General features: G+C 63.2%; 12 protein-coding genes. 10 read left to right on the top strand and 2 right to left on the bottom strand.

From position 1 onward, the window contains the following. Positions 1 to 3: 3 nt before the first annotated feature. The 8 genes from galE to cls all read left to right on the top strand — a co-directional run bounded on the left by galE (position 4) and on the right by cls (position 9648). Positions 4 to 1044, top strand: coding sequence for a UDP-glucose 4-epimerase GalE (gene galE / locus H7B90_RS15645; protein ID WP_185136832.1), 1041 nt, complete (start codon positions 4 to 6; stop codon positions 1042 to 1044). 88 nt (positions 1045 to 1132) lie between these two features. Continuing rightward, positions 1133 to 2167, top strand: a complete 1035-nt coding sequence (locus tag H7B90_RS15640) for a hypothetical protein (protein WP_185136831.1) — start codon at positions 1133 to 1135, stop codon at positions 2165 to 2167. 57 nt (positions 2168 to 2224) lie between these two features. Further along, on the top strand, positions 2225 to 3415 hold the full coding sequence (locus H7B90_RS15635) for a glycosyltransferase (RefSeq protein ID WP_185136830.1): 1191 nt from the start codon (positions 2225 to 2227) through the stop codon (positions 3413 to 3415). A gap of 43 nt (positions 3416 to 3458) precedes the next feature. Next, complete coding sequence (gene murJ / locus H7B90_RS15630; protein WP_185136829.1) at positions 3459 to 5021, top strand: murein biosynthesis integral membrane protein MurJ; 1563 nt, start codon at positions 3459 to 3461, stop codon at positions 5019 to 5021. Between the two features lie 258 nt (positions 5022 to 5279). Next, positions 5280 to 6203: an ABC transporter ATP-binding protein gene (locus tag H7B90_RS15625; protein WP_185136828.1), complete on the top strand. Its 924-nt coding sequence runs from the start codon at positions 5280 to 5282 to the stop codon at positions 6201 to 6203. Next, entirely contained in the window at positions 6196 to 7002 is an 807-nt protein-coding gene (locus tag H7B90_RS15620; protein ID WP_185136827.1) for an ABC transporter permease, read from the top strand. The genes H7B90_RS15625 and H7B90_RS15620 overlap by 8 nt, the downstream gene beginning before the upstream one ends. A gap of 314 nt (positions 7003 to 7316) precedes the next feature. Further along, positions 7317 to 8021 carry a sugar transferase gene (locus tag H7B90_RS15615; protein ID WP_185136826.1) on the top strand — a complete coding sequence of 235 codons (705 nt, stop codon included), beginning with the start codon at positions 7317 to 7319 and terminating at the stop codon, positions 8019 to 8021. 196 nt (positions 8022 to 8217) lie between these two features. Then, complete coding sequence (gene cls / locus H7B90_RS15610; protein ID WP_185136825.1) at positions 8218 to 9648, top strand: cardiolipin synthase; 1431 nt, start codon at positions 8218 to 8220, stop codon at positions 9646 to 9648. A gap of 35 nt (positions 9649 to 9683) precedes the next feature. Here the strand turns inward: cls and ligD are convergent, their stop codons facing one another. Next, positions 9684 to 10577: a non-homologous end-joining DNA ligase gene (ligD, locus tag H7B90_RS15605; RefSeq protein WP_185136824.1), complete on the bottom strand. Its 894-nt coding sequence runs from the start codon at positions 10575 to 10577 to the stop codon at positions 9684 to 9686. 143 nt (positions 10578 to 10720) lie between these two features. On the opposite strand from ligD, the gene H7B90_RS15600 reads away from it, so the two are divergent. Further along, a complete protein-coding gene (locus tag H7B90_RS15600; protein ID WP_185136823.1) occupies positions 10721 to 11674 on the top strand; it encodes an ATP-dependent DNA ligase in 954 nt (317 codons plus the stop codon). 284 nt (positions 11675 to 11958) lie between these two features. Beyond that, positions 11959 to 12195: a hypothetical protein gene (locus H7B90_RS15595; protein ID WP_185136822.1), complete on the top strand. Its 237-nt coding sequence runs from the start codon at positions 11959 to 11961 to the stop codon at positions 12193 to 12195. Between the two features lie 175 nt (positions 12196 to 12370). Here H7B90_RS15595 and H7B90_RS15590 read toward each other — a convergent pair whose 3' ends face one another. Further along, positions 12371 to 13219 carry a CAP domain-containing protein gene (locus tag H7B90_RS15590; RefSeq protein ID WP_246578397.1) on the bottom strand — a complete coding sequence of 283 codons (849 nt, stop codon included), beginning with the start codon at positions 13217 to 13219 and terminating at the stop codon, positions 12371 to 12373. Between the last annotated feature and the right edge of the window lie 48 nt (positions 13220 to 13267).

Here is a 13267-nt window from a genome sequence, read left to right as displayed (position 1 = left end):
AGCATGGAAATCTTGGTTACGGGAGGCGCCGGGTACATCGGCAGCCATACGTGCGTGCAGCTGCTGGAGGCCGGGCATGACGTCGTCGTGCTCGACGATCTGTCCAACAGCAAGAGGGAGACGATCAAGCGGGTCGAGGAACTGGCCGGGAAGCCGCTTCGCTTCCTTCAAGCCGATCTGAAGGACCGGGCCGTTCTCGAGCGGACGTTCGCGGACCATGCGTTCGACGCGGTCATCCACTTCGCCGGCTCCAAGTCGGTGGGAGAGTCGGTGCGGGCTCCGCTTGACTATTACTTCAACAATGTGTACGGCTCGCTCGTGTTGTTCGACACGATGAGGCGGTTCGGCGTCAAGAAGCTCGTGTTCAGCTCTTCGGCGACCGTCTACGGGCTGCCCCGGAGCTGCCCGATCGACGAGACGTTCCCGCTCTCGGCTACCAACCCGTACGGCCGGTCGAAGCTGATGATCGAGGAGATTCTTCGGGACCTGGCCGCATCCGACCCGGAATGGAGCATCGCGCTGCTGCGCTACTTCAACCCGATCGGAGCCCACAAGAGCGGACGGATCGGCGAAGATCCGAACGGCATCCCGAACAACCTCATCCCGTATATCGCCCAGGTGGCCGTCGGGAAGCTGCCGCAGCTGATGGTGTACGGCGGCGATTACGAGACCCGCGACGGCACGGGCGTTCGGGATTACCTGCACGTGGAGGACCTGGCCGCCGGCCACTTGAAGGCGCTGGACCGAATCCGGTCGGCCGCCGGCGCCGAGGCGTACAATCTGGGCACGGGCAAGGGCTACAGCGTCTTTGAGATCATCCGGGCGTTCGAGCAAGCCTCCGGCCGGCCCGTTCCCTTCGTCGTGACCCGCCGCCGGCCGGGAGACGTGGCCGAATGCTACGCCGATCCTTCCAAAGCGAAGAGGGAGCTCGGCTGGGAGGCGGCCCGCGGCATCGAGGAGATGTGCGAGGACTCCTGGAGATGGCAGGCGGCCAACCCGAACGGCTACGACGCCGAGCCGGACGCCGGGCGGCGAAGCTCCTGAAGCAAGGGAAGCTTCTGAACCAATCGAAGCTGCCGGGAAGCCGAGAGAGACGCGAGAGACAGCGAACGGATGGAGAGGATGCGAGATCATGCTAATTAGCACATGGATCCATTGCGACGAAGAACACGAAGAGAGCCGTTATCCTCAGGTCGGCGACAAGTCGTCGAGCAGGAAGTTCCAGGAAGTCTATTGGAAGTGCGTGACGACCTTCTTCGCCACCAGCCGCCGGATGAATCCGGGCGCGAAGCACGTGCTGTTCACGAACGTCGCGCGGATTCCGAGCGTCGGAGGGTTCGACCTGGAGAGCTTCCTGAGGAACCGGCTTGACGTCGAGGTGCGGACCCTGCCGCTGACGTATCGCGTCCCTAACGGCTATTACGGTTCCTGGAAAAACCAATTTTACTTGTTCGACATCCTGAAGGATATCGCCGCCTCGGGCGCGGACGACCACGAGAAGTACATCGTCATGGATTCCGATTGCGTGTGGCTGAAGTCCGCCGATCCGATCGAGAGGCTGCTGGAGAGGCACGGGCTGCTGACGATGACCGCGGACGTCGACGACGAGCCCGAATACGTGATGAACGGGCTGAGCCGCTATCAGATGGGCCGCATCTACGAGGAGATGCTCGGCGTCCGGGTCGAAGAGCCTCCGCCGTACTACGGCGGGGAGTGGTTCGCGGCCGCGGCCCGGGAGGTCCGGCGGGTCATCCGCGAGATCGACCTCGTCTGGGAGGATTCGATGAAGCGATTCGCAGAGGGGAGAGATAAGTTCAACGAAGAAGCCCAGATGCTCAGCTTCGTCTATTACAAGCTCGGCTATCCGGCGAGGACCGCCAATCCGTACATCCGCAGAATATGGACCCCGCTCGGCGGCATAAGCAACGCCAGCGTCCGGGACCTGGAGCTGGCGATCTGGCATCTCCCCTCCGAGAAGAAGCTCGGGCTGTCTCGCATGTTCGCCCACGTCGTCCGTCCGGATTCGCCCTTCTGGAAGAGCCGGTCCGATTCCGACTACGCCGCCTATCTCGCCCGCAAGCTGGGCATCCCGCGGCGCAGCGGGGCGAAGCTGCTGCTCGACGCCCAGAAGCTGGTCTTCCAGAAGATGTTCCGGCTCTATACCTGACCCCGGCAGGCTTAACGGCGAATCGCCTAGAGGAACGACGAGATCGGAGGGAGATTCATGATCAACATCCTGTTCATTCAGCCTTACGCGAGCAATCTCGGAGGGGTGGATTCGGTGCTGCTGCAGCTGGTCGGGGGGCTGGACCGTACCCGGTACCGGCCCTTCGTGCTGATGACGGCTCCGACGGTATACGTGGAGAAGTACGAGAAGCTGGGCTGCAAGGTGCTGTTCGGCCCGGTCGCTGTCTTCGGCAAGCCGACCGATCCTTGGTACTACTTCCGCAACGGAGCGAAGCTTGTCCGGTCGCTCGGGGCGATCCGCCGGATCGTCCGCGAGCACCGCATCGACCTCATCCATACGCACAAGATGGAAGTGCTCGGGCCGAACATCGTCGGCAAGCGGCTCGGCATCCCGACGATCCAGACGGTGCACGAGCTGCCCCGCCGTCCCCTGGCCGGCTACCGGTTCATCGGCTGGCTGAACCATCTGTTCAACGACCGGATCATCGTCCTCTGCGAGCGGAGCAAGCCGATGTTCCGCTGGTTCGGGCGGGAATCCGGCAAGCTCGTCAAAATCTACAACGGCATCGGCGCCCCGACGGGCTTCGAGACGTCGTCCCAAGCCTCGTCGCTCCGGGAGCGGCTCGGCGCGTCCGACGGGGACCGGATCGTGATCGCGGTGGCGAGACTGTCTCCCGAGAAGGGGCTCGAGTACCTCATCGACGCCGCCGCCCTCGTCAAGACCGAGCGGGCCGACGTCAAGTTCGCCATCGTCGGAGACGTGACGTTCGGCCACGAGCAGGCCTACAAAGAGAGTCTGGCGGCCCGGATTCGCCGGCTCGGCCTGGAGGACACGGTGCACATGCTCGGACTTCGCCGCGACGTGCCGGACCTGCTGCGCCAGAGCGACGTCTTCGCGCTCACGTCCGTCTCGGACACGTTCCCGACCGCCGTGCTGGAAGCGATGAGCGCGGGCCTGCCGGTCGTCGCGACCGACGTCGGGGGCGTGCCGGAGATGGTCCGGCCGGATAGCGGCATCATCGTGCCTTCCCGCGACGCGCGGGCGCTGAAGGACGCGTTCCTGCGGATGTTCCGCGAGGATTACCGGTCGATGGGACGCGCGGGGCAGGCTCTGTTCCTGAGGGAGTTCACGAGGGACGAGCACGTGGCGAAGACGACGAAGCTGTACGAAGAGGTGCTGTCCGGGAAGGCGAACCGGCCGGCCGTGCTCGCCCGCGCGGACCGATGAACGGGACGGCGCCGCATTCCGAAGAAGGAGGGACTAAGGCAACATGAATTCCAAGGCAATCGTGTCGGGAGCCCTCATTCTGCTCGTCGGCAACGTCCTGAGCAGCTTGCTCGGCCTCGTCCGGGAGATGCTGATGGCCGCCCATTACGGAACGGGCATCGACATGGACGCCTATCTGTTCGCGCTGACGATCCCCGGGTTCCTGCTCACGTTCGCGAGCGGCATCTACTCGTCGGGCTTCATCCCGCTCTACATCAAGGAGAAGGTCGACTCCGGCGAGGAGAAGGCGTCTCTGCTCTACAGCAATTCGATCAACCTGTCGCTGCTCCTCCTGGCCGTCGTCACGGCCGGCTGTTACCTGGGAAGCGAATATTTGGCCGGCGCCTTCGCGATCGACGCCGCCGCGCAGGACAAGATCATGCGACTGCTGTGGATTTTGCTCCCCAGCATGTTTTTTTTTACGTTGTCGTACGCCCAATCCATGGTTCTGAACAGCGTCAACCATTTTACGATGCCGGCTCTGCTCACCGTCCTGAACAACATCGTCGTCATCGGCTTCATGCTCGCGCTGCATCGGTCGCTCGGCATCTATTCCGCGGCGATCGGCTACGTGCTCGGAACCGCCCTTCAGTTCGCCGTCCAGCTCCCCGTCATGCGCAGATACAAGCTGAAGTACCGCTTCTATCTAAGCTTCAAGGACGAGTCCGTCCGCCGGCTGGCGCGAATCTCGATCCCGATCGCCGGCCTCGTCCTGATCGACCAATGCACCGTTCTCGCCTCCCGCTTCTTCGCGTCGAGCCTGGAGCCGGGCAGCGCCTCGGCGATCAATTACGCGAGCCGCCTCGTCATGCTCCCGGTGACGCTGTTCGGAACGGCCATCATCAGCTCGGCGTTCCCGTCTGCGGTGCAGATGCAAGCCGAGAACAAGCTGAGGGAATACGGCAGCGTCCTGTCCGCGACCGTCAAGAGCATGATTCTGCTGCTGGCGCCCGTCGCCGTGCTGTGCGCCTCGTTATCCCCGGACATTATCCGGGCCATGCTGGAGAGGGGGGCCTTCGATACGAAGGCGACGGCGATGACGGCAACCGCCTTCGCGATCGTGGCCATCGGGATTCCGATGTTCCCGGTCCGCGACTTCTTCGTCAAGCTGCTGATCAGCCGCGGCAACAACCGGGCGCCGATTGTGTCGACGGCGCTGTACGGAGCCGTGTTCGTGGCGGGCTGCTTCGCCCTGGTGCCGCTCATTCAATACAAAGCGATTGCCGTAGCCAACATCGCGGCGTTGGTCGCCTCGCTGGTCTATCTTCTGATCGCGTTCGGGCGGCAGGGCCGGGACATCCCCCTCAAGGTGCCCCTCTCCTTCTTGCTCAAGGTGGGAGCGTCGACGGGCCTGTCGGCGATCGGAGCGCTTGTCTTCCGGCGGGAGTGCCTGCCGTGGGCGGCCGCCTACGTTCCGGATACGGTGGCGACGATTCTGACCCTGGCGCTGGGGATGGGTCTTTACGCCCTGCTCGCCAAGCTGATGAAGGTCGAAGAGATCGCCTTCGTCTACGACAAGCTGACGGCCAGATTCCGCCCTGGCAAGAGAAGAGAAGCGTCGGCATGAGACTAAGGCCGCTGGCCGCGGCGTCGAAGGGGGGCGGCGGGATGATCGGGCCAGGACAGTTCTACTGCGTGAAGTGCTCGAAGCTGCTGGTCGTCGACAGGGCGAAGCAATTGTTCCGGACGGGCTATTACCGGATCGAATATCCCTTGGGTTTATGCAGTTCGTGCGCGAGGTTAAATTTAGTTAAAAAAACGGAAACTGCGACATGAACTGCTATAATGGAAGCCGTAATCCCATTACATGACCGGAGGGAAGCCCATGTCTCAGGCTCCTGTCGCGCGGCTGCAGAACGTCACCAAGCGGATCGGCGGCCGCACGATCATCGACCGCGTCTCCTTGGACGTCTATCCGGGAGAGGTGTTCGGATTCCTCGGACCGAACGGTTCGGGCAAGACGACGACCATCCGGATGATGGTCGGATTGATGTCGCTCACCTCGGGCGATATCAGCATCGGCGGACACAGCGTCCGCACCGAGTATCCGCGGGCGGCCGAGCAAGTAGGCGCCATCGTGGAGAACCCGGAGATGTACAAGTTCCTGACCGGGTATCAGAACCTCGTTCACTTCGCGAGGATGAATTCGTCCGTCACGAAGGAACGGATCGACGAAGTGGTCAAGCTGGTCGGCCTGTCCGGCCGCATCCACGACAAAGTGAAGAAATATTCGCTCGGCATGCGCCAACGGCTCGGGGTCGCCCAGGCGGTCATGCACCGTCCGAAGCTGCTCATCCTGGACGAGCCGACGAACGGCCTCGATCCCGCCGGCATTCGCGAGCTTCGCGATTACCTGCGCCAGCTGGCGCGGGAAGAGGGCATCTCGGTCTTCGTCTCCAGCCACCTGCTGTCGGAGATGGAGCTGATGTGCGACCGCGTGGCGATCCTGCAGAAGGGGCAGATCATCGACATCCGCTCCATTCGCGGACAAGCCGGGGAAGCCGTCCAGCAGACGGAGGAGGCGCTGTTCGACGTCGATCGCCCGGAAGCGGCGCTCGGCGCGCTGCAGGGAGAGTGGAGCGGCTACGTCGCCGACGGCCGTCTCGTGCTGTCGGCCGACCGGAACGCGATCGCGGAAGCGAACCGCCGTCTCGTCGAAGCCGGCATCCGCGTCTACGGCATCCGCGCCAAGACCAAATCGCTCGAAGACCAATTCCTCGAAGTGACGGGGAGTGAGACCAATGACTAACTTCTGGAAGCTCGTCCAGAACGAGAACATGAAGATCTACCGCCGCGCCGCCACGCTCATCATGCTCGGCTTCGTCGTCTTCATCCCCATCCTGGTGACGGTCGGCTTCGTCCTGCTGTCGGACGGCGCCGATGTCAACATGTGGGAGATGATGCAGCTGCAGACGATGATCGTGTTCATCCTGATCACGATCTTCACCGTCGTGAAGTCGGCGGATTCGGTGGCGGGGGAATTCTCGTCCGGGACGATCAAGCTGCTGCTCATCCGTCCGTGGAGCCGTTCGACGATTCTGCTGTCCAAGTTCCTCGCGCTGCTCCTGTTCGCGCTTCTGCTCTCGGCGATCTGCTTCGTCGTGTCATGGGGAGTCAACGCCTTGCTCCTCGGGTACGAAGCGAACCCGGGAGGGCTCATTCCGCCGACGTCGCCGATGGCGGGAGGGTCGCCTTGGGCTTACATGCTGACGTACTACCTGTACGAGTGGATCGTGCTCGTCGTCATCGTGTCGTTCGCGTTCATGCTCTCCGCGGCGTTCCGCAGCGGGGGGCTCGCGATCGGGCTGTCCATCTTCATCCTGCTGTCCGGAAGCCTCATTACCGGCATCCTGGGGTCGATGGACAAGCCTTGGGTCAAGTACGTCCTGTTCTCGAACCTCGACCTGACCTCTTATTTGAGCGGCGGCGCCCCGCTGCCGGGCCGCGGCATGACGCTCGGCTTCTCGCTCGCCGTGCTGGCCGCGTATTTTATCGTGTTCAACCTCGTCTCCTGGACCGTGTTCCGGAAGCGGGACGTGGCCGCCTAGACCGCTTGCGGGCGCCTTCCGCCTGCCCGTCGGACGCTCCTTCGGCTTAACCGCCGAAGGGGCTTTTTCTTTTTTTCGACAAGGAAGAGGAACGGAGCGCACGACCTCGAAGCGATCAAAAACGGGCCAATGTCTTGACAATGATACATAATGTATCTTAAATTAGTTGTATTAATGCCTATTCGTAGCATTATCTGTCACTTATTCGGTTGCCCGACGCCCAGGTCGAGAGACAAAAAAAGAGAAGGATAGGTGAGGAAGATGGAAGCGTACCGTTCTCACACGCGGGCCGCCGGAAGAGAGGGGGTCTCCGGATGACGTCCCCTTACGGCAACGAAGCGGAAGCGGCCGTGTCCCGGGCGGGTCCCTACGGCGAATTGTACCGCAGCCGGGCGAAGCCGCGGCTCTACGATCTGTGGGGCAAACGTCTGCTCGACGTCGCCGGGGCGCTCGCCGGCTTGATCGTGCTCAGCCCGGCGATCCTGCTCATCGCGCTGGCGGTCAAGCTGTCCGATCCCGGAGGTCCGATCCTGTTCCGGCAGAATCGGATCGGCAAGGATTACAAGACGTTCCGGATCTACAAGTTCCGCTCGATGGTCCACAACGCGGAAGAGGTTCTGAAGCGGGATCCGAAGCTGCACGCGAAGTACATCCTCAACAATTACAAGCTGGACCCGGACGAGGATCCCCGCATCACGGCCATCGGCCGCATTCTGAGGAAGACGAGCCTGGACGAGATTCCCCAGCTGTTCAACGTGCTGGCCGGCTCCATGAGCCTCGTCGGCCCCCGGCCCGTCGTGCGGGAGGAGCTGGACAACTACGGCGACCGCGCTTCCGAGCTGCTGTCGGTCCAGCCGGGAGTGACCGGCTATTGGCAAGTGAGCGGGCGGAGCAACGTCGGCTATCCGGAACGCGCGGATCTGGAACTGCATTACGTCTCCCGCAAGTCGCTCCGGTTCGACCTCTCCATCCTGCTGCGAACCGTTCTCGTCGTGCTGCTCCGCAGGGGCGCGTATTAATCCATCCGACATACGGATACGGGCGTTCCTTCGGCCTTCGGGCCGGGGGGACGCCTTCCCCGTTATCGGGGCGGGTTACGGCCGCGGCCGGCGCGGGTAAAGAACTTCCGACGCGTATGAGGGCGGCTCCCGCCGAACAAGCTACATACGGCGGAAGCGGGACCCTGCCGCGATGCCGGCCGAGCGAGGTGCCTCTATGTCGTGGATCGTTATTCTTTTGCTTATCTTCGTTTTTCAGGCGGCTACCATTCTGGCGCTGGAGCACCGGCGGCCGGCCCATGCGGTGGCTTGGCTGTTCATTCTGTTCGTCGTGCCGATCGTCGGCTTCGCGCTCTATTACTTCCTAGCCCGGGAATATCGCAGAAGACGGAAGACGAGACGCCGCTCCGGCCCGGACGAGCGGATGCGAGCCGAGATCGTCGGACGGAGCCGGGTCGTCGAGCGCGCCGAGGAGATGCAGAGCCCGGAGTTCGCCGCCCAGGAACGGCTGTTCCGGCTGTTCCGCAAGTCCGGGGCGGCTCCGATCACGGGCTGCAACCGCTCGCGCGTGCTGACGAACGCGGAGTCCGCCTACGAGGCGATGTTGGACGCGATCCGCGAAGCGAAGCACCATGTCCACTTCGCGTCCTACATCGTCCGGGACGACGAGACGGGGAGGGCGTTCCGGCAAGCGCTCGTCCGCAAGGCGAGCCAAGGCGTGCAAGTGCGCCTTCTGTACGACGGAATCGGCAGCTACAAGCTGCGGGACGGCTACTTCCGCCCGCTTCTGGACGCGGGAGCGCAGTGCGCGTGCTTCTTCCCGCTTCGTCCTTCTTTTATGAACAAAAGAATCAACTATCGCAACCATCGCAAAATTCTGGTCGTGGACGGAACGAAGGGATTCGTCGGAGGGATCAACGTCGGCGACGAATACTTGGGCAGGCACCCGCGGCTCGGCTTCTGGAGAGATACGCACCTTATGCTGGAAGGAGACGCCGTGTACGGCCTTCAAGAGGTGTTCCTGAAGGACTGGGAGCTCGCCACGGGCGGGGAACGGCCTTCGGACCCGCTGTTCCTGCCCGAGCACCGGTGCGGAGGGGACGAGCAGGTGCAGATCGTCGCGGGAGGGCCGAACCGCCGGGCGGACGCGATCCACGAGACGATGTTCGCCGCCATGGCGGCCGCGAGGAAGCGGATCTGGCTGACGACTCCCTACTTCATTCCCAGCCCTAGCGTGGCGATGGCGCTCAAGACGGCGGCGCTCGGCGGCCTGGACGTGCGGATCGTCATTCCGCTCGTGCCCGACACCCGCCTCGTTCACGCCGCGACCTTGTCCTACGTGGAAGATATGCTGAGCGCCGGCGTGCGCATCTGGCAATACGAGAAAGGCTTCATTCACGCCAAGGTGCTGATCGTGGACGAGCTGCTCGCCTCCGTCGGAACCGCCAACGTCGACCTGCGCAGCTTCTTCAGCAACTTCGAGACGAACGCCTATCTGTTCCACCCGAAGACGATCGCGCGGCTGGAGGAAGACTTCCTGCAGGATCTGGAGAACAGCCGGGAGATGAACCTGACGACGTTCCTCGGCCGTCCCCGTTCCCGACGCGCGATGGAAGCGATGGCGCGCATGCTGGCCCCCCTGTTGTAAAAAGCCGAAGCCTCCGCGCCCAGCCGCTGGGCCGGCTACAGCGAAGCGATCGTCTGCAGCACCCGATCGAGCCTCTGCTTCGGAAGCCGCGAGATGAGGTCGCCCCTCTGCCGCAGCCTCTCCTCGATGTTGAGCAGATGATAGTCGGCCGGCTTCGGGTCGCGGCGGACCTCCTCCCACGTGAGCGGGGTCGAGACCGGCGCCCCGGGACGGGCTCGCGGCGTATACGGCGCGGCCAGCGTGCGGCCGGGATAATACTGCAGATAATCGAGATAAATAAGGGTGCCCCGGTTTTTCTTCAGCCGCTCGACGGTGAACATCCGGGGGAACTTGGCCGCCAGATATTCGCTGACGAACTTGCCGAAGGCTCGGAGATCGTCGTAGGTCGGGCCACGTTCGATCGGCATGACGACCTGGACGCCGGTCGCTCCCGACGTCTTCGGGACGGCGTCCAGCCCGAGCGTCGCGAGCAGGTCGCTGACGGCCGAAGCCGCCTCCATGATGCGGGGCTCCACTTCGAGCGACGGGTCGATGTCGAGAATCCAGCGGTCCGGGAGAGGATCGGAGAGGCTCTCGCAGGAGACGTGGAACTCCAGGCTGTACAGGCTGCCCAGCCAGAGAAGCGTCGGCAGCGAGTCGAGCACGACGTAGTTGATCGTTCCTCCCATGGCGGTTCGCACGTAGGGGGGAACGGGCTTCGGGCAGTTCTTCTGGTAGAAGGAGATGCCGCCGATTCCTTCCGGCCAGCGGATCGTCGTCAGATAGCGGTTCTCGGCGTGCGGCAGAAGATAAGGAGCGAGAGCGGCCAGCTTCTGGACGTAATCGAGCTTCGTGATGCCCATATCCGGCCACAGCAGCTTGTCGGGATGGGTAATCGCAAGCTGCTCGTCTCCAAGCTTCAGCATCGTCGGGGTCTGGGTGGCGGCCATCGGTTCACAGTCCTCCTTCGGCGCCGCGCCCGCGGGAATCCGATGGTAAGGTTCCCGGCCGCGGTCGTCCCGTTTGGCTTGTTCGCGCCTTAGAGTTCCCCGGAACGCGGATTTATCACCAACCAAAGGAGAGAACGCTGCGCATGAACTTGAAGCCGATCGTTCCGTTCGAGCCCATCCTGTGCGAACGGGGGCCGTCCGGTCCGCAGTGGACCGCCCAGATCAAGTGGGACGGCGTCCGCATGCTCGCCTACCATGACGGAAGGGAGACGAGGCTCGTCAACCGGAAGCGGAACGACCGGACGGCGCAATACCCGGAGTTCCAGGATACGGCTTCGTACTGCTCCGCTTCGTCCTTCATCCTCGACGGGGAGATGATCTCGTTCGACGAGAGCAAGCCATCCTTCCACGAGATCATGAGAAGGGACGGCCTGCGCCGGACGGCGGCTATCGAAGCGGCGGTGCGCACGGTCCCCGTCGTGTACATGATTTTCGACATCGTATACGTCGAAGGCGAGTGGGTGACGGACAAGCCGCTCTCGGAGCGGCAGCGGTTGCTGGCGGAGGTCGTCAAGCCGGGCAGCCGCGTTCAGTTGACCGGCAACTTCCCCGATGGCGACGCCCTGTTCGGAGCGATGAAGGAGAAGGGCATGGAGGGCATCGTCTACAAGGATCTGGACAGCCTGTACGTGCCGGACGGGAAGGACGGGAGATGGCGCAAAAGGAAAATTACCCGCGACCTGTACGCGGCGGTCGGGGGAGTGACGCACCGCGACGGTGTCGTCAATGCGTTGCTGCTCGGTCTGTACGCTCCCGACGGCCGCTTCGTCTACGTCGGGCATGCGGGCACGGGCCGGCTCACGTACGCCGATTGGAGGGAGCTCACGCGTATCGCGGCGGTGCTGCGGACGTCGACGCGCCCTTTCGTCAACGAGCCGGAACGGCACCGGGACGCGATGTGGACGACGCCGAAGCTGGTCGTTCGGGTCCAATACCTGGAATGGACGCCGGGCGGCACGATGAGGCAGCCGAGCATTCAGGCGGTTATGGACGGGATGCCGCCGGCCGACTGCACGACGGATCAGGCAGGGCGTTAACCGGCGGAGAGCGGTAGCGATACGATAGCGGGTGCGGTAGCAGATGCGATAGCGGGTGCGGTGCGGGTGCTATAGCGGGTGCGATAGCGGGTGTGGTGCGGGTGGAATCGCAAGCGTGCGTGGGGTGGCCGCGGCTTCGGCAATCGCGGGAGCCGACGGATTCGAGCATCGCATCGCCGCCAAAAAAGATATGCCCATACGGATGGTCGAAGCGGGCCGCTTCTGAATACGATAACAAGAGCAGGGTATCTCGCCATCATTCATGTGGAGGGAACGTCAAATCCATGGGCATACCGCTATCGGCCGCTTCTTCCTTGATGTCGCTGTTCCTCGTCTTCTGGACCGGCTCGGCCTGGTTCGCCGCCATCCATCCGCGGCTCGCCCGTCGTTGGTTCCGGTCCATCGGCATCGGCGCCAAGCCGGGCACGCCATCGCCTTCTCCCGCCGTCTGGAGCGTCATCGGCTTTCTCTACGGGGCTGCGGGCCTTCTCCTGTTGGCGCTTCCGCAATTTCTGAAGTAAGGGAAAAACAAAGGGTCCAAAACCTATCCCGCTGTTGGCCGCCGGATCGTAAGGGAGCAGTTTGTCCGGAACGCCGCCTCGGAGCGCGATCTGGCCAAGCCCGTTCCTCGACAGCGTAAAAAAACGGACGAGAGATTAATCTCCCGTCCGTTTTTGACAGCTTATTTGCTTGGAATTAGCCCGTGAACTCTTGCACCCACTCGCCGTTGTAGTAGGCGACGCCGATGGAGGTGTAGTTCGCGTTGAGGATGTTGGCGCGGTGGCCGGAGCTGTTCATCCAGGCCGTCATGACGGCTTGCGGATTTTGCTGGCCCTTGGCGATGTTCTCGCCCGCGTAGCTGTAGCTGACGCCGAATTGCTTCATCATGTCGAACGGCGAGCCGTACGTCGGGGAGTTGTGGTCGAAGTAGTTGTTCGCGTACATGTCCTTGGCCTTGGCCAGGGCGACCGTCGTCAGCTTCGCGTCCGACTTCAACGCCTTCAGGCCGGCTTTGGCGCGTTCCTGGTTAACCAACGTGACGACCTGGGACGCGAAGTCGGATTGGGTCGCGTTGGAGCCGGAACCGGAGCCCGTCCCGGTCGATCCCTTACCGCCAGTGGAGCCGGTGCCGGTGCCTGCTCCGGAGTTGCTGCCCGTCGAACCCGTGCCGGCACCCGCGGAGCCGGAGCCGCCCGTATAACCGGAACCGGCGTTGGAGCCGGAACCGCCGGTCGTGCCGGAGCCGCCGGTGGAACCGGAGCCGCCCGTCGCGCCGGAGCCCGCGTTGGAGCCGGAGCCGAAGTTCCAGCCCGCGCCGCCGTTCGCGAGGTCCTTCTGAATTTGTTGCAGCAGGGAATTCCAGTCGAAGACGTATTGGCTCGACAGCGGCGCCCATGCTTGATAGTTATACGTATAAGTTACGGCATTGCCCTTCGAAGACGTTCCGGTCGTCGCCGCGGAAGCGACGCCCGCCGCCGGTACGGACAAGGCCAGTACCAGAGAGCCGGACAGAATGACTTTGCCGAGACGGTTGCGTTTGAACAATGAAGATTCCTCCCTTTGTTCGGCCTGCGAGGTTAGCTGACGGGTTCG

This window comes from Cohnella xylanilytica, assembly GCF_014212175.1.
Classification (GTDB): domain Bacteria; phylum Bacillota; class Bacilli; order Paenibacillales; family Paenibacillaceae; genus Cohnella; species Cohnella xylanilytica.
The sequence above is the reverse complement of the archived record's forward strand: the minus strand, read 5'-3'. Positions and strand labels throughout refer to the sequence as shown.

Bases quoted from the DNA above. Each gene is read 5' to 3' on its own strand.
- murJ (WP_185136829.1), top strand. From the start codon at position 3,459: ATGAATTCCAAGGCAATCGTGTCGGGAGCCCTCATTCTGCTCGTCGGC.
- galE (WP_185136832.1), top strand. From the start codon at position 4: ATGGAAATCTTGGTTACGGGAGGCGCCGGGTACATCGGCAGCCATACG.
- H7B90_RS15640 (WP_185136831.1), top strand. From the start codon at position 1,133: ATGCTAATTAGCACATGGATCCATTGCGACGAAGAACACGAAGAGAGC.
- H7B90_RS15600 (WP_185136823.1), top strand. From the start codon at position 10,721: ATGAACTTGAAGCCGATCGTTCCGTTCGAGCCCATCCTGTGCGAACGG.
- H7B90_RS15595 (WP_185136822.1), top strand. From the start codon at position 11,959: ATGGGCATACCGCTATCGGCCGCTTCTTCCTTGATGTCGCTGTTCCTC.
- H7B90_RS15620 (WP_185136827.1), top strand. From the start codon at position 6,196: ATGACTAACTTCTGGAAGCTCGTCCAGAACGAGAACATGAAGATCTAC.
- H7B90_RS15635 (WP_185136830.1), top strand. From the start codon at position 2,225: ATGATCAACATCCTGTTCATTCAGCCTTACGCGAGCAATCTCGGAGGG.
- cls (WP_185136825.1), top strand. From the start codon at position 8,218: ATGTCGTGGATCGTTATTCTTTTGCTTATCTTCGTTTTTCAGGCGGCT.
- H7B90_RS15615 (WP_185136826.1), top strand. From the start codon at position 7,317: ATGACGTCCCCTTACGGCAACGAAGCGGAAGCGGCCGTGTCCCGGGCG.
- H7B90_RS15625 (WP_185136828.1), top strand. From the start codon at position 5,280: ATGTCTCAGGCTCCTGTCGCGCGGCTGCAGAACGTCACCAAGCGGATC.
- ligD (WP_185136824.1), bottom strand. From the start codon at position 10,577: ATGGCCGCCACCCAGACCCCGACGATGCTGAAGCTTGGAGACGAGCAG.